Source organism: Enterococcus sp. DIV1767, assembly GCF_050542585.1.
In the GTDB taxonomy this organism is placed as follows: domain Bacteria; phylum Bacillota; class Bacilli; order Lactobacillales; family Enterococcaceae; genus Enterococcus_D; species Enterococcus_D innesii.
On the sequence record NZ_CP172936.1, the window covers coordinates 112,416 to 130,685 of the forward strand.

The following is an 18,270-nucleotide window of genomic DNA, read 5'->3' on the forward strand; positions in this document are numbered from 1 at the left end:
GGGGCAGCCATGGATACAATAGACGGGGTAAAAAAAGCAGCGATTCTTCTGATCTCTCTAGGATCAGATACCTCTGCAAAGATCATGAAGCTGCTGCCAGAATCATTTATACAAAAGGTGAGCTATGAGATCGCCAATATCGACTTTGTCAGTCCCGAAGAGCGGGATCAAGTGTTGGAGGAATTTTCTCATACCGCAACGGCCCGCAAATATGTCTTAGACGGCGGGATCGATTATGCCAAAAATTTGCTGAACCAAGCATTAGGCCCTCAAAAAGCCAAAGAAGTCATTGACGTATTGACTCAGATCCAGCTGCGGGAACGGCCCTTTAATATCGCTCGCAAAGCCGATGTTCAACAGTTGACCAATCTGTTGATCGGCGAACATCCACAAACGGTAGCGTTGATTTTGTGCTACATGCAGCCGGACAAAGCGGCCAGCGTCTTGTCACAGTTTCCCGATCATTTGCAAGTGGAGATCGCTGAACGGATCGGAACGATCTCCAGTACGTCGCCTTTGGTGATCGAACGGATCGAAAAAGTGATCGAGAACAAATTCTCGAATTACATTGAGAACGATACGGAAAATGTCGGTGGTGTGCACACACTGGTAGAAATCTTGAACTCAGTCAGCCGCAGCACCGAAAAGAACATTTTGAACGACTTAGAAAAGCGGCAACCGGAACTATCCAACGAAGTGAAATCCAGCTTGTTTACTTTCGAGGATATCGTGACCCTCGATCGCTTGGATGTTCAAAAAGTCTTACGAGATGTTCAAAACGATGTGTTAGTCTTAGCGCTTAAAGGCACGACCGATGACATCAAGAACTTTATTTTCTCCAACCTCTCATCACGGGCGGTGGAAAATCTGCAAGAAGAAATTCAATTTATGGGTCCTACCCGCTTGTCTGCTGTAGAAGAAGCCCAACAAAGTGTGGTGGCTGTGATTCGACGGCTAGATGAAACCGGTGAGATCTACATCGGAAGGGGCGACCAAGATGCAGTGGTCAAATAGCAGTTTATTGAAGCAGCAGGCGGTCAAAACGACTGAAGCTGCGCGCAGTATTTTGACGGATACGACCATCAAAGCGCCGATTGAGAAACCGAGCTTGGATCCAGAACTGCAAGCGGCTAGACGTGCACGCCAGTTGGAGCAGGAACGGCATCTGCAGCAAATGGAAGCCTTGAAGCAGCAGATTTTGACCGATGCACAAGCGCAAGCAGCTCAAATTCTAGCAGAAGCGAGAACGGAAGGCTTTCAAGCAGGACAAGCAGATGGCTTTCAGCAAGGCTATCAAGAAGGACTCAATGCCAGCAAAGAAGCCGCGCAAGCATTGATGACACAAGCCCAAGCCAATGTCGCTGAAGCCGTGTCTGAGATCAACACCTTTCGCTCAGAGAAAAAGCAAGAAATGATCGCTTACGGCACGGCAATCGCCGAAGCCTTGATCAATCAACGTTTTACAGACGAGCAAGCAGGCTTCCTGCCTTTTGTGGAGTCTGTGCTATGGCAATTTGAACAACCCGATCAATTTGTGACTGTTCGCAGCCAAGAGCAGCATCTTGCAGGGTTGCGAGAATTGTTGGAAACCAAAAAGCAGACGATCAGCGGGTTTCGCTATTTACTCATGGCAGATGACAGCTTGGCGGAACATGATTTTTGTATCGAATCTGAAAATGCCTTGGTGGTTTTTGAACTGAGGAAAGAAATCGCTCGCTTTTTGAGCCAATTTCTAGAAAGCAGTGTGAAGGAATGACGTTTGAATTACCGATCACAGCGCTGCGCAAAACAGCGCAAGCACAGCCGTTTTTTACCACCTACGGCAAAGTCAGCGAAGTCGTAGGTCTGCTGATCAAAGTCGAAGGGCTGGCGGTTTTCATAGGAGAAATCTGTGAAGTCGCACTGCAAAACAAGACACATACAGCCTTAGCCGAAGTCGTGGGCTTTGTGAAAAAAAACGTGCTCCTGATGCCCCTTGATCAGCTAGAAGGCATCGGACCGGGCTGTTTGGTGCGGCCAACTGGCAAATCGTTGACGGTAAAAATCGATGATACGCTGCTAGGGCACACCTTAGATGGACTAGGGCGACCGTTAGATATGGCGCTGGAGCTGGAAAGTGCGCCAGAATATCCAGTTAGTCAAGATTCTCCTGACCCCTTTCGTCGTCAAAAAATCGCTGAGATCATGCCGACAGGTGTCCGGGCGATCGATGGTCTCTTGACCGTCGGCCTTGGCCAACGGATCGGCATTTTTGCCGGCAGCGGGGTCGGTAAGAGTACCTTATTGGGGATGCTGGCTCGTTATTGCGAAGCCGATGTCATCGTGATCGGCCTGATCGGCGAGCGAGGACGAGAAGTCAAAGAATTTATTGAAAATGATCTAGGACCAGAAGGCTACCGCAAGTCGGTCGTTGTCTGTGCTACCTCCGATATGCCACCCCTCGTACGACTAAAAGGGGCTCATGTGGCAACGGCGATCGCTGAGTATTACCGCGATCAAGGCAAGAAAGTCGTATTGATGATGGATTCGGTGACCCGTTTTGCGATGGCGCAGCGGGAGATCGGTCTATCGACAGGTGAGCCGCCGACGACCAAAGGTTATACCCCTTCTGTGTTTACAGCTTTACCGAAGTTGTTAGAACGCAGTGGGATGTCGGACAAAGGTTCGATCACGGCCTTTTATACCGTCTTGGTAGAAGGGGATGACATGAATGAACCGATCGCTGATGCGGTGCGGGGGATTCTTGACGGTCATATTCTGTTGTCCCGAAAAATCGCCGCTCAAAATCATTATCCTGCCATCGATATTCAAAACAGCCTCAGCCGTTTGATGAAGACCCTCGTTTCTGAGGAGCAGCATAAACATGCGGGGGAACTAAAAGAAAACATGGCCGTTTATGCAGAGGCCAAGGATTTGATCGATATCGGTGCTTACAAAAGCGGCAGTAATGCGTTGACCGACCAAGCGATCGCGCTGCATCACCCCATCCTGCGGTTTTTACAGCAAAAAGTGGATGAGCGGATCCCATTTGAACAAACGATTTTTGAACTGGCGCATTTGTTCAGTGAAGAAGCGCTGATCGAGCGCCAGCGTTCGACCATGTAAAACAGATCATAAAGGAGCAGCTATGCAAGCATTTCACTTTTCCTTAGAAAAAGTATTGGATCACCGAAAAACCATTGAGCAAGAAGCCAAACGGGCGTACGCCCAAAAACAACAATTGTTGATTCAGCAAGAACAGCACCTGAATACGCTGACACAGGAAAAAGCCCAGCTTTTTGATGTCAATGAGATGACCATTGGGCGGATGCAAGTGCAGCAACGCTATTTGCTTGCTTTGAATGCCACCATCGATGAGGTTCAGAACAAAATGTTTCACGTGAAGCAAGAATTGGCAGAGTCTTTATCGGTGGTGGTAGAAGCGCAGCAGGAACGCAAGATCGTGGAAAAGCTGCGAGAAAAACAATTTGCTGAATACACCTATGAACAGCAATTGGAAGAGCAAAAACAATTGGATGAGTTCGGCAATCGCGCCTTATTTTCTTAAAGCACTAATGGTTTTAGTGATGAGAAGACTTTGGTTTCAAAGCATCAGCTGAGAGGAGGTGAACAATGAAAGAGATCACAACAAGTGCCGCAACCGCTGTACCTGTCGGTAGCAAATCAAAAAAGACGGAGGCGTCACCAGAAGTCTTCAGTTTGCTGATGCAACAGCTGACGGAACAGAGCGAAAACAACCTGCCAGACCCTATCGAAACATCAGGGATGACGGAGCAAACTGCCGCCGCACCAGAAATGGGCACGGCCAGCAGCATGGAACATCTGCCGCAGGAGCCAGAAATCACTCCAGCAGTCGAACAACCTGCAACGACACAAGCGCCAGGAATGAGCCAGATCAGCCAGGCACCTTTTGCAGGCTTGGTTCAAGAAGCGCCACAGGCATCAATGGCAACGACGGAGCAGAACCAAACGAGCGCCACAGCAACTTTAGCACCAATAGACGTAGCCACCACAGTCATCGACCCCTCCGAGTCTACGCTTGAAGGTCTGGATTTGATGACAAATGACAGAAGTGAAGCCGCAGCACCAACCCTTGAAACGCCTTTGCCAGAAGACTTAGTAAGCGAAGAGCAGTCCACGGCAAAAGGGATCGCGACTTTCAAGGAAATCGATTTAGTAACAAAAGCCGCGATTGCGCAGACGACAGAAGCACAGCGGAAACAGTCCACCGAAGGGACCGCGCAATTGGGCCAAACGGGACCATTAAATCAAGTGTCGCCAGTGACCAACCAAGCGACGGATACGACTAGCACCTTGCAACGCACGAATGAAACAGTCGCCAAAAAAGCGGAAGCTGTTTCTGCACAAGCCATTGCTTCTTCGGCAGTAACCGACAATGAAATGGCGACACCAGCACTGCAGCTGCTTGATGTTTCTCCCCTTTTGACCAAGCAAGGACCAACGCCAACAAAAGCGAATATGGAGCAAGCGGTCCTGCCCTTAGCAAAAGCGACTGCCCAACTCGTCCAAACGAGCAGCACGGCAAGCGAGAAAAAAATCACGCTGCAATTCGTTCCCGAAAAATTAGGCACGATCCAGCTTTCCCTAGAAACGAATGCCCAAGGCAGCCGCTTAGAACTGACCGTTCAGCAGCCGCAAGCCAAAGAATTATTGCTGTCCATCAAGCATGAGCTAGAGCAAGTTTTGCAAAAGCAAGAGCAGCCGATCCTAGCAATCAAAGAACCTACGTTAGCTTCTGTCCAGCAGGCTGGTCCGCTGGCAAATCAATCCTTTGCCGGCAGTATGATGGCAAGTGACAGTCAGTTAAACCAACAGCGTTTTTTACAGGCTCAAAAAGGACAAAGCAAAAAGCCGTTTCATCAAAGCAATACGGCTGAAGAAGAGCCGCAATTAGCACCGATCGATCATGCGATCAGTATTTTAGTGTAAAGGAGGAGACCTATGGCAGATGAAATTACAGCAGCTGCGGCCGGTATTGCCAATACATCGGCATTAACGCAAACAAAAAAATCTTCAGATATCTCCATGGATGATTTTTTGAAGATCTTAGCAGCATCTATGAGCAACCCATCGATGGGAGGCAGCGATTCTTCTGGTGGTGGTAGCACCGACTATATCTCGCAACTGGTTCAATTTACGACCTTAGAGAGCTTGAATGAATTGAGCGAAACGTTGACGACCTCGGTGATTTTACAGCAACAGCAGCAAGCCTTTAGCTTGATCAATAAACAAGTCACCCTGATGGACGGCACAGAAACATTGTCAGGAACCATCGAAAAGGTCCGTTTTGCCAATGGCTACGCCACGATCGTCGTAAATGGCAAAGAATACAGTATGAGTGCGATCCAAGAGATTGGCGGCGAAGCAAAATGAGTTTGACGATTCAACAGGGGCTGCAAAAAGTTGCCGGGGAGCCTTATCAAAATCCCCGCAAAGCCGTGGACAAACAAGCCTTTTCTGCAATGCTTGAACAAAAACAAAACGACATCAAAGTCTCCCATCATGCGCAAAAGCGTTTGACTGCAAGGGAATTGACCTTACAAGACGATGATTACCAATCCCTTTCAACGGCGCTTAGCGAGCTAGCGGAAAAAGGCAGCAAAGAATCACTGCTTGTTTACAAAGATATGGGCTTGATCGCCGATGTCCATTCACGAACCATCATTACGGCGATGGGGATGAATGAGCTTCACACCGTCACCAATATTGACAGCGCCACATTTATCAAATAGCAGCTGGACTGAAAAGGGGCTGCAAGTATTTTCTGAATGACAGAGGAAAATACGCCAACCATAAGGAGGAAAATAAGCATGTTACGATCATTATATTCAGGTGTCAGTGGAATGAAAAATCTTCAAACGAAAATGGACGTGGTTTCCAATAATATCGCCAACGTCAATACGGTCGGGTTCAAATCAAGTCGAGTCCTTTTCCAAGACATGATGAGCCAAACGATGTCTAACGCAACTGCACCAGGCAACGGCTTAGGCGGGATCAATGCAACGCAGATCGGTTTAGGGGTTCAGACGGGCTCCATCGATACCATCAATACAGTCGGTGCCCCGCAATCGACTGGTCGCAGCATGGATTTTTATATCAGCGGACAAGGCTACTTTATGGTACAAGGACCAGGAGCAAATGGCGAAACCTATTACACACGAGATGGCGCATTCGTTCGCGACAGCAACGGAACCTTGACCAATAGTGATGGGATGCAAGTCTTAGGTCGTTCAGTCAATGGCGGTCAACCAGTTGTCTATGATGACAACTTTGATGAAAACACGGCATTGAGCGGACAAGGTGCCGTATCTCCCTTGTCGATCCCAAGCACACTGACCGTCAATGGGGAAACCTTGACCTATAACTCCATGGCGATCGATGCCAATGGCTTAGTGTTGGCAAAATACGGCAATCAAACCTTTGTGATGGGAAAAGTCGGTGTTGCAACCTTCAATAACCCAGAAGGTTTAGAAAAAGTCGGCGGCAACAACTATATCCAAACCAGCAACTCAGGAAATGCGATCGTTGCAGGCCCTGGCAATAATGGAGCGGGAACGCTGCAAGCAGGTGCCTTGGAAATGTCGAATGTCGATCTTTCGACAGAATTTACCGAAATGATCATTGCGAGCCGTGCCTATCAAGCAAATTCAAGAAGTATTACGACTTCTGATGAAATGCTGCAAGAATTATTGAATCTAAAACGTTAAGAACGTGACGCTTCACCATTGAGAGGAGTTTGACCATGATTCTAGTGACAGCATTGAATGGCAAGCCATTCTATTTAAATCCAACATTGATTTATCGGATCGAAGAAATGCCGGATACATTGATCACACTGACAGACGGCAAAACATTAGTGGTGACGGAAGCTGCGCAAGAAGTTGCGCAGCGGGTGATCGAGTATCATACGGTGATCCATTCGAACCAAGTGAAAACGTAAGGGTGGGAAAGATGGCAAAAGAAGAAAAAGCACCAAAAGCAGAAAAAGAGAAAAAAGGCTTGAGTATGGTTGTTTTACTGCCGATCCTCTTGATCGTGGTAGTCGGCGGCAGTATCGGTGGGACCTTAGTGACGAATCACTTTTTGACGGGGGAAAAAACAGCAGCTGCTGAAACAGCAAAAGACAGCAGCAAAATCTCCTCAGACGAAGCGATCGTGGCATTGGATGAATTTTTAGTCAATCTGGCCAAAGAAGACAACCAAGAGCAGCAATACATGAAGGTCAATTTATCGATTTTAGTGGCAGATGAGGAAAAAAGCACGGAAGCCACGAAAAATGTGGCGGTCATTCGTGACAGCGTCGTAAATTTATTGCGCCAACAAAAGGCTAGCGGTATTTTGAGCTCCGCCGAAAGTGTACCGAATTTAAAAAAAGCATTGAAAGAAACAATTAATCAGGAATACGGATCAGAAATCGCCAAGGATGTTTATGTGACGGATTTAGTGATCCAATAGAAAGAGGCATGTTGATGGAAACATTTTTATCGCTGGTCAAAATGATTGGGTTTTTGCTGCTTATTCTTTATTTGATCAACATCAGTTTGAAATATTTGAATCGTTACACGAACCAGCACAATCACCAGCTGCGTATTTTGCAAAAAATCGCCGTCAGCAAGTCGTCTTCGATCGGGATCGTCCAAATCATGGACAAATGTTATGTCATGAGCTTTTCTGAACAGCAAAACCAAATCATCAAAGAGTTGACGCCAGAAGAAACGGCCGCTTTTTTACAGCAAAGCCTAGAAAGCACCCAAGTGCAAGCTGGCAAAGACTTTTCTGAATGGCTCAACAAAGCCAAAGCGGAAATTGCTGGAAAACGAGGCAAGCAAAAATGAAGATCAAAGGCAGAGATATCAAGATCATGGCTGCGGTCCTTTTCAGCAGTCTGATGCTTCCGCAGACGGCGTTTGCGCTAGACACGGAAGACGTCAGTTCCACCATCAACAATTTATTGTCGAATGGGAATGGCTCAAGTGATACGATCAATACCTTCTTGTTGCTGACGCTGCTTTCCCTTTTACCAGTCTTGCTGATCATGATGACTTCTTTTACTCGTATCATCATGGTCTTGTCCTTTGTGCGCAGTTCGTTAGGTACACAGCAAAACCCGCCCAATCAAGTGTTGATCGGGTTGGCCTTATTCTTGACATTTTTTATTATGAAACCTGTGTATACCGACGTCTACCAGCAAGCGATCGAACCGTTTGATCGACAAGAGATCAGCCAAGCCGAAGCCTTTGACCGCTCAGAAAAACGGATCAAGGCCTTTATGATGGTACAGACACGGGAAAAAGACATTGCCTTGTTTGCGGAAGCTGATGGGGAGACCGAAAAATATCATTCTTCTGACGATGTTCCTCTGACCGTTATGGTACCGGCGTTTATTATCAGTGAGTTACGAACGGCTTTCAGTATCGGCTTTTTGATTTTTATCCCCTTTTTGATCATTGATCTGGTCGTCTCCAGTATCTTGATGTCGATGGGGATGATGATGCTGTCGCCGATCATGATCTCACTGCCCTTCAAGATCTTACTATTTGTTTTAGTGGATGGCTGGTATCTGATCGTGGAGTCGCTGATCAAGAGCTTTCAATAGCCGCTAAGAAAGGAGCCAAGAGGAAATGACAGTAGAAATGGTACTTGATGTGCTAAGGGAAGCCTTTCTTCGAATTTTAGCGATATCTGGCCCTGCCTTATTGGTTGGCATGCTCGTTGGATTGGTGATCAGTATTTTTCAAGCCACTACCCAAATCCAAGAACAAACGTTGAGCTTTGTGCCGAAACTATTAGCGATTTTTTTGACCTTGATCTTGGCGGGGAATTTTATGCTGAATCTCTTGTTGAATTTTACCAAAATGATTTTCAAGATGATTGCGGCAATGTAAGGAGGAAACCTGATGGCGCCGATTCAAGCGACGGTGTTGATTTTTTGTCGAATATTGGCGTTTGTCGTCCTTTGTCCGATCTTCTCACAGCAAAATTTTCCGTCACTGGCAAAAATCGTGATCGGCATGGCGTTGACGGTCCTATGTCTGCCGACGGCACCTGCGATTCCCGAGCTTTCCCTCTTTATGCTGACGGTTTTCGTCATCAAGGAAGTACTGTTTGGGATGGCGATGGGCTATTTGAGTCAGCTGGTCTTTACCGGTGTAGAAATTGCGGGTCAACTGATCGACTTTCAAGTAGGCTTTTCGATGGCGCAAGCCTATGATCCGACGTTGCAAATCGCCTCTTCCCAGTATGGCAAAACGTACTATTGGCTGACGATCGCTGTGTTTTTTGGACTTGATCTGCATCATCGACTGATCACAGCACTGCTGTTGTCTTTTCGGATCGTGCCCTTAGGTTCTGTGGTGATCCAAGGCACGACGGTTGAAGGCATCGTTAAACTTTTCAGCCAAATGATGGTGATGGCTGTCAATCTTGCGGCACCAATGATCATTGCGCTGCTGTTGGTGGACCTGGTGCTAGGTGTGATCTCTCGTTCGATCCCCCAGATCAATATTTTGATGATGAGTCTCTCGATGAAAACTGCCATCAGTTTTGTGGTGTTTCTCTTGCTATTACCCAATGTCCTTTCGTACTTAGGCAAACACTTGCCAGATACAGTCCGCTACTTGCAGGAGTTTATCGAGTCCTTTCAATAAAGTAACAGGTAGCCAGTAGGAGGTGAGAAGATGGCAGAAAAAGATGGCAAAACCGAACTACCCAGTGCCAAGCGGCTGCGGGATGCCCGCAAACGCGGGGAGGTCCCTAAGACCCAGGAATTAGCAGCAGCTGTTTCGCTATTGGTCTTCTCGTTTTTGATCCTGTCTTTATGGCAGTTTTTCGCCGCTTCTTTTTTGCCTTATTTTTCCCGAAGTTTGGCGCAGCTGGCTGATTATCAAACCAGTTTGGCGGATCTGCCGAAACTAGGGGTGCAGAGTATCTTGCTGCTGCTTTTGTTGTGTGCACCCGTCTTTCTGGTCGCGCTCGGAGTCGGGCTTCTCACGAATTATGCCCAAGTCGGTCTGTTGTTTTCTGGCAAGACCGTCAAACCAGACTTTAAAAAGCTGAACCCTATCAGCGGGATCAAGCAGCAATTCAGTTTGCGCTCGTTGATGAATTTAGGCAAAACATTGGCGAAATTCGGCGTGATCGTCTACTTGTGCTACCAACAATTTTTAGCCGCCGTCCCTGTTTTACTGGGTTTGAGTGAAGTGGGGTTGGAAAAAACGATCCTGTTCATGCTGCTGCGGGCCAAAGAATTGTTTTTACAGATCTCGATTTTTTTGATCATTTTGGCCGTAGTCGATTACGGCTACCAACGCTATAGCCATCGCAAGAACTTGATGATGAGCAAGCAGGAAGTCAAAGAAGAGTTCAAGCAAATGGAAGGTGATCCGCAAGTCAAAGCACAGCGCAAAGCGAAGTACCGTGCGATGACCCAAAATGCCATCGCCAACGTCAAAGAAGCGACGGTTTTGATCACCAACCCGACCCATTTCGCCATTGCGATTCGGTACGATGCCAGCAGTGAAGGGGTGCCGCGGGTCTTGGCCAAAGGGGCAGATCAGCTGGCGCAGCGGATGAAAGCAGAAGCCCTGAAAGAAAATATCCCACAGATCGAGAACCGTGAAGTGGCACGGGCCCTTTATCGTCAAGTAGAACCCGGGGATCTGATCCCTGTTGAAATGTATGAAGCCATTGCCGAAATCATCGCTTTGGTCTATCAGTTAGAAGAAAGCCAACGCGGCAAGATTTAAGGAAACAGGAGGAACAAAAATGAATGAGGCTGCCTCAAAACCGAAAAAAGGCATTGGTCTGGCGGATATCTTAATCTCGGTAATCGTCCTAGCTATTATTGGTTTAATTATTATTCCATTACCGAGTGCATTATTAGATATTTTGATCATTATCAATTTGACGATCGCGATCAACATTTTACTGATCACCCTGTTTACCAAATCAGTGTTGGAATTCACTACGTTTCCAACCTTGCTGCTGATCACAACGATGTTTCGTTTAGGTTTGAACTTATCTTCCACTCGTTTGATCTTGACCCAAGGAAATGGCGGACACGTGATCGATGCCTTTGCCAATGTCGTTGCCGGCAGCAATTATATCGTGGGGATCATTTTGTTCGTGATCATCATGGTGGTTCAGCTAGTCGTCGTGACCAATGGTGCAGGGCGTGTCTCAGAAGTGACTGCTCGCTTCACATTGGATGCGATGCCCGGCAAGCAAATGGCGATCGATTCCGACCTAAATGCCGGTTTGATCACGGAAGCGGATGCCCGCAAACGACGAAAAGATCTGCAGCGAGAAGCTGACTTCTTTGGTTCGATGGATGGTGCCAGCAAGTTTGTCAAAGGGGATGCGATCGCAGGGATCTTGATCACTGTCATCAATTTAGTCGGTGGGGCGATCATTTTCTCCATGGCCGGACAAATGACCGTCATGGAAGCCTTCGCCCAATTCGGGAAACTGGCGATCGGGGATGGCTTGGTCAGCTCGATCCCCTCTTTACTGATTTCGATTGCTTCTGGGGTGATCGTGACTCGTTCCGATAACGATAGTTCCTTTGGTTTGGATATTGCGGCAGATGTGATGCGTAATCCCCAACTGTTTCGGATCGTGGGGGCGATTCTCTTCGTTTTAGCCTTAGTTCCCGGGTTTCCTTTTGTGCCTTTTGTGTTGATTGGCTTAGGCCTTTTCGCAGCCAGCTTTCTGGTGACGCAAAAAGAAGAAAAGCAGCGAGTGGAACAAAAACAATGGGAACAAAAACTGGCACTGGAACGCAAAAAAGAAGCACAGGAAGAAGACGATTCCGTGGCTTCCTTCCAAGTGGAACCAATCTCAGTGGAAATCGGTTATGGTCTGATCCCTATCGTGGATCGTTCGATCGACAACAGCTTGATGAACCGCATCGTGGCAATCCGTAAACAGAGTGCTAGAGAATTAGGGATCTTAGTCAGTCCCGTTCGTATTCGCGACAATCTCTATTTGGATGCCAACGATTACGTGATCAAGATCCGCGGCAACGAAGTCGGCCGCGGCGATATTTACCCGAATAAAGTCATGGTGATCAGTCCGAATGAAGAGCCGTTTCCTTTTCAAGGAATCGCAACAAAAGAACCAGCCTTTCATCTGGATGCTATGTGGATCGATGAATCCGATAAGGAGATGGCGGATCTGCAAGGGTTTACGATTATCGAGCCGTTGACCGTGATCGCAACACACTTAAAAGAAATCATCTATGCCCATGCACCAGAGCTGTTAGGTCGCCAAGAAGTCAAGAAATTATTGGAAGGCATCAAAGAGCAGTACAATGTCGTGATCGATGAATTGATCCCCGATATTTTGCGGCTCGGCGAGGTCCAAAAAGTTTTACAAAATTTATTGGATGAACAAATTCCCATCAATGACTTAGCAACGATCTTAGAAACCTTAGCCGATTACGGCGTTGTCACGAAAGACGTAGAAGTTTTGACAGAATATGTCCGCCAAGCATTGAAACGGACGATCGCTGCCAAGTATGCCAATGAAAACCACGAGCTGCAAGTGGCGGTGATCCAGCCGAAACTAGAAGAAATCATCGCTCAAAGTATCCAAAAAACCGCAACTGGCTCGTACCCGGTCTTAAAACCTGATACCGTGACCAAGCTGTTGGATGCCATCAGTGGGATCCAACATGCGGCGATCGCTCAAAATATCAATTTCGTGATTCTAGCATCGCCTAAGATCCGGTTAGCATTCAAAAAAATGATCGTTTTTAATTTCCCAGATATCGCCGTTCTTTCTCTGAATGAGATTCCCAATGAAATTGCGATCGAAACGGTGGGCAGTATTGACATTTAAGCAGAATTTTCTTAGGAAGGGGCATCGCCGATGTATGAAGTCGATCGAGAAGCGGAGATCATCAAGTATCTGCCGCTAGTGGAACGGGTGGTTCAGCGCCTGTCTATCAAAACCGCCGATTATGAATCAGGCGATCTCTACAATATTGGGGTGATTGGGTTGATGGATGCCTTGCGGAAATTCGATCCCTCAAAAAAAGTTCCTTTTGAAAGCTATGCAGCGATTCGCATCAAAGGGGCTATCATTGATGAAGTACGCAAGCACGCTAAAATCTCCCGTTACAAAATGGCGGCAGTCAATCAGTTTTATCAAGCGCGGCAAGAGTTGGAGCAACGCCTCAAAAGAGAAGCGACCGACACCGAGATCTGCAAACAGTTGGGAATCAACCAAAGTCAACTAGCGGATATTTATGAGAGTCTGCACTACTTAGCCAGCGTCTCTTTGGAAGATACCTTGTTTGCTTACCAAGAAGAAGGCATGACGTTAAAAGATATGGTTCGGGATCCTGCCGAGAATGTCGAAGATATCTTGGTCGCCGAAGAAAAACGCACCGCCTTGGTGGCGTGCATCAAAAAATTAGGGGAACGAGAACAATTGATTTTAAGTTTGTACTATACCGAAGAACTGACGTTAAAAGAAATCGCTGAAATCTTAGAAGTCTCGATTCCGCGAGTTTCACAAATTCACGGCAAAACGATTGCCAAATTGCGCACATTGATTGAGGAGGAACTGGCATGATTCGAGGATTGGATGTCTTATCACGGAACATTTCATTATTACAAAAGCGACAAGAGACGACGAGCGGCAATATTGCTAATGTCAATACAACAGGGTATCAAGCAAAAACTTTGTTCCAGTCGGCGCTAGATGAAGTGGCATTGCATAATTACCAAAGCGGGCCCAATGCGGATACCCGCCGTGACATCGGTGGATTGTCTTTAGGGACCCAATTGGCAGGCAGTACCATCAGTCAAGACCAAGGTGCCGTCAAACAGACGGGACAAGCCAGCGATTTTGCACTGCTTTCCGAAGGCTACTTTGTCGTTCAAAACAATGCGGGGCAGCGGTTGTATACGAGAAATGGCGACTTTACCGTCAATCAGCAGAATCAATACGTAACACAAGAAGGCTATCTTGTCTTAGGTGCCAATGGACAAGCAGTCAGCGCCTTAGGACCAGCGAACTTTCAGATCCAAACATTCCCCCAAGAAGCATTGACTACAGCTGGTCAAAACTACGTGACTAGCAACGCAGCAGGAACCACGGTGAATGCACCCGTGATCCAGCAAGGTGCCTTAGAACAAGCCAATGTAGCGGTTGCCGATGAAATGGTGGCGATGATCCAGACTTCTCGGGAATTTGAAGCCAATCAGAAAGTCTTGAGTTCAACGAATCAAACATTGCAAAAAGCGGTCAACGAATTAGGAAAGATTTGAGGATGAGTCAATGAATATCAGTGGATTATTAGGAATCAGCCGTTCTGGGTTGAATCATTTGCAGACAAACTTAGACACGACAGCCAACAACATCGCCAACGTCAATACCAATGGCTACCAAGCACAAACGACGCACTTTCAAGCATTGATGGAAAATGCCATCGGTGCAGAAGAAACGCTATTTAATGGCAACGCCGCCCAATATGGTGCGTCAATGGGGGCAAAAGCGACTACGACTACCAGTTTTGCCCAAGGCAATCTGGCGGGCACTGCTCAGCCATTAGATCTCGCGATTCAAGGCAATGGCTTTTTCGGGGTTCGGGACCAAACCGGTCAATTGCTGCTGAGTCGAGCAGGCAATTTTCATTTAAGTGAGAACAAGCAATTAGTCAATAGTGAAGGGTACCCTGTGGCAATGACCACAAACGTACCAACCGCGCAGTGGCCAGATGCGCAGCAAATCGCAATAGATGCCAGCGGTCAGTTGACGACGGAAGAAAATGGTCAGACTCGCGTGTTGGGACAGCTGACCCTTTATCAGCCGACGAATACAGAAAACATCACGCCAGTGGGCAACCAACTGTATAGTGCCGGTGATCAAGCGTTGCTTACTTCGCAAACCAATCCGGCAGCCTTTGGCAGCGTCTTGCAAGGACAGTTAGAACAGTCGACGGTGGATCTAGCGACGTCCATGACAGACTTGTTAACGACCCAGCGTGCGTATGGATTGAATACGAAAGCCATGCAGACAGCCGATGAGATGTGGTCCGTGATCAATCGTTTTACAGATTAGAGGAGAAAGAACATGATTCGCTTAACCAAGGTCAGTAAAAAATTCAGCAATGGCACGTTGGCATTGGCCGATATTTCTGTTGCGATCCCTCAAGGAGAATTTATCTATGTGGTGGGTCCCAGCGGTGCGGGCAAATCGACCTTATTCAAATTACTCTTGAAAGAAGAAGAGCTTTCGGCTGGTTCTATCCAAGTCGGCAATGTCTTGTTGGAACAACTCAAAGACCGTCATCTCTATATGGTTCGACGACAAGTCGGTATCGTCGGACAAGAAGACCTTTTGCTTCCTTATCTGACGGTTGCCAAAAACGTTGACTATGCGCTGCAAGTACTAGGCACTCCCCGTAAGCTGCGTCAGGAAAAAACCGCCAAAGCGCTGCAACTGGTGGGCATGTTTCCTCAAAAGGATCATTATCCCGAGGAGCTTTCCGTGGGACAGCGCAAAAAAGTAGCAATCGCGCGGGCGATCGTCACAGAGCCAGCAGTCTTGATCGCCGATGAGCCCACCGCCAATCTGGATGCCAAATCAGCCGTCGAAGTCATGAAACTACTCTTGCGGATCAATCAAGTCGGTGCCACGATCCTCTTGGCGACCCACGACAGCACGATGGTCAATACGGTCCGTAATCGGGTAGTCGAACTGCAAAACGGTCGTTTGGTTCGTGATGAATACCAAGGCGGCTATACGCGCTTTGCTGATCCAAAAGATACATATGTCTGGTGAAGATGCTTAACTTTTCTAGCAAAAGATCCGATTAAAGAACTAGAAGATTGTTTTCATAATCGGATAAAGAAGGAGTGACCCAACGATTATCAAGTGAAGAGCGAATCTTGATAAACAGCACGACTGATCATTTTGCATAGGAAAGGATACTGTTATGAAGAAGAAGGTACAAGCTATCATCAAAAAAATCCGCTTGGCGGCGTTGATTCCGCTAGGATTTACCCTGATCGTATTATTAGGATGCTATTTCTTCGTGATCCGCACCCACGGAGACGGACAAGCAGCAAAAAGTTTCTTTATTTTTTCAGTGATCGTACTGCTGCTAGAAATCGCAGTGTTAGTAGGAATGACCTATTTGGTAAAAAAAGAGACCCACTCAGGCATGGATACGTTATTGACAGAACTAGAAGCAGTCGGTTCTGGCGATCTGTCGCATATCGATGAGATCGGCAGCAGCGATCAGACTTCTCTTTTTGGGCAAGTTCAAAATCGTTTTCAAGGGGTTTTAAACACCTTCAAAGCGGTGATCGTTGGCATGCACGAAGAAAGCAGCCGAATGGAAAAAATGGTAGGCGGCCTAACGACAACCTCAAAAAATGCCAAAAATTCAATTGAAAATGTGCGTCAGACGATGAATGCCATCGCAGATGCCACTAGTTCACAAGCCTCCGAAGCGGAACAAACCTCCTTTGATATGGACGAGCTAGCCTTAAGTATCGAAGAGATCCACAAAGAGATCGAATTGATGAATGGCTATGTCGGTCAATCCCAAAGCAGCAATGTCCACAATTCGGAAATGATGTTCCATGTATTTGAAAGCTGGGAGATCGAACGGCAAAACCAAGCAGAATTAGTAGAAAGCATGAACGACATGAACGAAGATGTCCAAAGCATCGGTAAGATCGTTCAGCTGATCAATGACATTTCTGATCAGACCAACTTACTGGCATTGAATGCATCCATCGAAGCAGCTCGAGCTGGAGAAGCAGGCCGAGGGTTTGCCATCGTTGCGGAAGAAGTCCGTAGCTTGGCGGAACAAAGCAGTCAATCAACGAAAAGCATTCGTTCGATCATTGAAACGATCCGCAAAAAATCGGAAAAAGTGGTCTCTGCAGTGACGGATTCCTTTGAAAGCGGCGAAAAACAAACCAACAATATCAACAAAGCGATCGAGTCAGCCAATGAGATCTCTGATATTGTCGAAAAATTGGTTTCAAGTATTCAAGCCGTGGAAGCCCATATTACGGGGATCGTTGAGAAAAAAGACATGGTTCAAGTTTCCGTCAGCAACATTTCGGCTGCTGTTTCGGAAACCTCCGCCGGCACCCAAGAAGTAACGGCAAACTTAGAAGACTTCTACTTAGTCATCGAAGACTTTGAACGGAATGTGCAAGAGATCGAAACGATCGCCACTATCCTTAAGTTCCAAGTGGATAGTTTCAAATTCTAAAAAGGAGCAGTGACGCCAATGGAACAATACGTTGTATTTAAAAGTCATCAACAACTCTTTGCCTTGCGTATCGACTATGTGGTACGGGTCATTGAGGCTGCTTCTTTTACACAGCTGCCAGAAGTGGCGGATTTCGTGCTGGGGATCCAGCCTTTTGAAGAGGCGATGGTGCCGATCATTGACATCCGCAAAAAGCTGTTTGATGAATTTACACCGGAAACTGGGCAAAATGTGGTCTTGTTGTGTCACTGGCAAGAGCAGGCGATCGGCCTATACGTGGAAGAGATCGTCGGCATTTTACCGCTAGTTGAAAGTCCTAGCAATGCGGAACTAAATACATCAGGACTCAAGCAAAACTATATCGAAGCCTTTCTGAAAAAAGACGATGAACTTGTGTTGGCATTGGAGCTGCCGTTTCTCTTCAGCTATGAACAAGCCGCTGAGATGACGGCGGAGTTAGACGCCTATCAGACAGAGGAATTGGCAGCCGCCAAAGACCATGACAATGATGACCGTGAATGAGGAACTGCATGTGGGGATCTCGGAGTATAAGATCGCCCAAGCGCCGACGCGTTTGATCACGGTGGGTTTAGGTTCTTGCATCGGCACGATCATTTACGATGAAGCCAGTCATATCGGCGGCTTGAGTCATATTATGCTGCCAGATAGTCAGCCTTTTTTGCACAAGCGGGAAATCAAGCCCGAGAAGTTTGCGGACTTGGCATTGCCAGCGATGGTGGCTGAGCTGGAACAAAAGATCCGTCGGCCTCGCTTTCAAGCGAAAATCGTTGGCGGCGCCAATATGTTTCAGTTCCAGACGCTTAACGCTGCCAGCAATATTGGTCAGCGCAATATTGAAGCCGTCGAGGAAGTCTTGGCTCGGCTAAACATTCCGATCGTAGCCAAACATGTTGGCGGCAGCGCTGGTCGAACGATGATCGTGGATCTTCAGGATTTCAAGACCATGGTTCGGCAAGTCAAACAAGAAATCGTTTATTTGTAAAAGG

The 18,270-nt window shown here is 47.1% G+C and carries 23 protein-coding genes; all 23 read left to right on the plus strand.

What is annotated here, in order from left to right; all coding sequences use genetic code 11:
- The first annotated feature begins 9 nt into the window (after window positions 1-9).
- On the plus strand, window positions 10-1,014 hold the full coding sequence (gene fliG / locus IGI78_RS00505) for a flagellar motor switch protein FliG (protein ID WP_005226586.1): 1,005 nt from the start codon (window positions 10-12) through the stop codon (window positions 1,012-1,014).
- On the plus strand, window positions 998-1,756 hold the full coding sequence (locus tag IGI78_RS00510; RefSeq protein WP_081117649.1) for a hypothetical protein: 759 nt from the start codon (window positions 998-1,000) through the stop codon (window positions 1,754-1,756). The genes fliG and IGI78_RS00510 overlap by 17 nt, the downstream gene beginning before the upstream one ends.
- On the plus strand, window positions 1,753-3,105 hold the full coding sequence (gene fliI / locus IGI78_RS00515) for a flagellar protein export ATPase FliI (protein WP_195265588.1): 1,353 nt from the start codon (window positions 1,753-1,755) through the stop codon (window positions 3,103-3,105). Before IGI78_RS00510 ends, fliI begins: the two co-directional genes overlap by 4 nt.
- Window positions 3,106-3,127: 22 nt before the next feature.
- Window positions 3,128-3,547: a flagellar export protein FliJ gene (gene fliJ, locus IGI78_RS00520; RefSeq protein WP_005226592.1), complete on the plus strand. Its 420-nt coding sequence runs from the start codon at window positions 3,128-3,130 to the stop codon at window positions 3,545-3,547.
- Window positions 3,548-3,612: 65 nt separating this feature from the next.
- Window positions 3,613-4,950, plus strand: coding sequence for a flagellar hook-length control protein FliK (locus tag IGI78_RS00525; protein WP_195265586.1), 1,338 nt, complete (start codon window positions 3,613-3,615; stop codon window positions 4,948-4,950).
- 12 nt (window positions 4,951-4,962) lie between these two features.
- Entirely contained in the window at window positions 4,963-5,394 is a 432-nt protein-coding gene (locus IGI78_RS00530) for a flagellar hook capping FlgD N-terminal domain-containing protein (protein WP_003129052.1), read from the plus strand.
- A complete protein-coding gene (locus IGI78_RS00535; RefSeq protein ID WP_081117651.1) occupies window positions 5,391-5,753 on the plus strand; it encodes a flagellar protein in 363 nt (120 codons plus the stop codon). Before IGI78_RS00530 ends, IGI78_RS00535 begins: the two co-directional genes overlap by 4 nt.
- Window positions 5,754-5,831: 78 nt before the next feature.
- Complete coding sequence (locus tag IGI78_RS00540) at window positions 5,832-6,728, plus strand: flagellar hook-basal body complex protein (protein ID WP_005232786.1); 897 nt, start codon at window positions 5,832-5,834, stop codon at window positions 6,726-6,728.
- 35 nt (window positions 6,729-6,763) lie between these two features.
- Window positions 6,764-6,961 (plus strand): flagellar FlbD family protein, encoded by a 198-nt coding sequence (locus IGI78_RS00545; protein ID WP_005226609.1) that lies wholly within the window; start codon window positions 6,764-6,766, stop codon window positions 6,959-6,961.
- Window positions 6,962-6,972: 11 nt separating this feature from the next.
- Window positions 6,973-7,476, plus strand: a complete 504-nt coding sequence (locus IGI78_RS00550) for a flagellar basal body-associated FliL family protein (protein ID WP_142426398.1) — start codon at window positions 6,973-6,975, stop codon at window positions 7,474-7,476.
- Between the two features lie 14 nt (window positions 7,477-7,490).
- Window positions 7,491-7,856 carry a flagellar biosynthetic protein FliO gene (locus tag IGI78_RS00555; protein WP_005231716.1) on the plus strand — a complete coding sequence of 122 codons (366 nt, stop codon included), beginning with the start codon at window positions 7,491-7,493 and terminating at the stop codon, window positions 7,854-7,856.
- The gene (gene fliP / locus IGI78_RS00560) at window positions 7,853-8,617 is read left to right on the plus strand and encodes a flagellar type III secretion system pore protein FliP (RefSeq protein WP_005232783.1); all 765 of its coding nucleotides are present in this window, start codon (window positions 7,853-7,855) and stop codon (window positions 8,615-8,617) included. The genes IGI78_RS00555 and fliP overlap by 4 nt, the downstream gene beginning before the upstream one ends.
- A 25-nt stretch (window positions 8,618-8,642) precedes the next feature.
- On the plus strand, window positions 8,643-8,906 hold the full coding sequence (fliQ, locus tag IGI78_RS00565; protein WP_005226613.1) for a flagellar biosynthesis protein FliQ: 264 nt from the start codon (window positions 8,643-8,645) through the stop codon (window positions 8,904-8,906).
- A 12-nt stretch (window positions 8,907-8,918) separates the two neighbouring features.
- On the plus strand, window positions 8,919-9,668 hold the full coding sequence (fliR, locus tag IGI78_RS00570) for a flagellar biosynthetic protein FliR (protein ID WP_005232781.1): 750 nt from the start codon (window positions 8,919-8,921) through the stop codon (window positions 9,666-9,668).
- Window positions 9,669-9,698: 30 nt separating this feature from the next.
- Window positions 9,699-10,766, plus strand: a complete 1,068-nt coding sequence (locus tag IGI78_RS00575; protein ID WP_081117653.1) for an EscU/YscU/HrcU family type III secretion system export apparatus switch protein — start codon at window positions 9,699-9,701, stop codon at window positions 10,764-10,766.
- Between the two features lie 19 nt (window positions 10,767-10,785).
- Window positions 10,786-12,861: a flagellar biosynthesis protein FlhA gene (gene flhA, locus IGI78_RS00580; RefSeq protein WP_195265584.1), complete on the plus strand. Its 2,076-nt coding sequence runs from the start codon at window positions 10,786-10,788 to the stop codon at window positions 12,859-12,861.
- Window positions 12,862-12,891: 30 nt separating this feature from the next.
- Complete coding sequence (locus IGI78_RS00585) at window positions 12,892-13,599, plus strand: FliA/WhiG family RNA polymerase sigma factor (RefSeq protein ID WP_195265582.1); 708 nt, start codon at window positions 12,892-12,894, stop codon at window positions 13,597-13,599.
- A complete protein-coding gene (locus tag IGI78_RS00590; protein ID WP_077453119.1) occupies window positions 13,596-14,297 on the plus strand; it encodes a flagellar hook-basal body protein in 702 nt (233 codons plus the stop codon). The genes IGI78_RS00585 and IGI78_RS00590 overlap by 4 nt, the downstream gene beginning before the upstream one ends.
- Window positions 14,298-14,307: 10 nt before the next feature.
- Complete coding sequence (locus IGI78_RS00595) at window positions 14,308-15,090, plus strand: flagellar hook-basal body protein (RefSeq protein WP_142426403.1); 783 nt, start codon at window positions 14,308-14,310, stop codon at window positions 15,088-15,090.
- Window positions 15,091-15,102: 12 nt separating this feature from the next.
- Window positions 15,103-15,813: a cell division ATP-binding protein FtsE gene (locus tag IGI78_RS00600; RefSeq protein ID WP_005226626.1), complete on the plus strand. Its 711-nt coding sequence runs from the start codon at window positions 15,103-15,105 to the stop codon at window positions 15,811-15,813.
- Window positions 15,814-15,967: 154 nt separating this feature from the next.
- A complete protein-coding gene (locus IGI78_RS00605) occupies window positions 15,968-17,263 on the plus strand; it encodes a methyl-accepting chemotaxis protein (protein WP_005226627.1) in 1,296 nt (431 codons plus the stop codon).
- Between the two features lie 18 nt (window positions 17,264-17,281).
- The gene (locus IGI78_RS00610; RefSeq protein WP_159161152.1) at window positions 17,282-17,785 is read left to right on the plus strand and encodes a chemotaxis protein CheW; all 504 of its coding nucleotides are present in this window, start codon (window positions 17,282-17,284) and stop codon (window positions 17,783-17,785) included.
- Window positions 17,769-18,266: a chemotaxis protein CheD gene (locus IGI78_RS00615; protein WP_005232766.1), complete on the plus strand. Its 498-nt coding sequence runs from the start codon at window positions 17,769-17,771 to the stop codon at window positions 18,264-18,266. Before IGI78_RS00610 ends, IGI78_RS00615 begins: the two co-directional genes overlap by 17 nt.
- Window positions 18,267-18,270 lie beyond the last annotated feature (4 nt).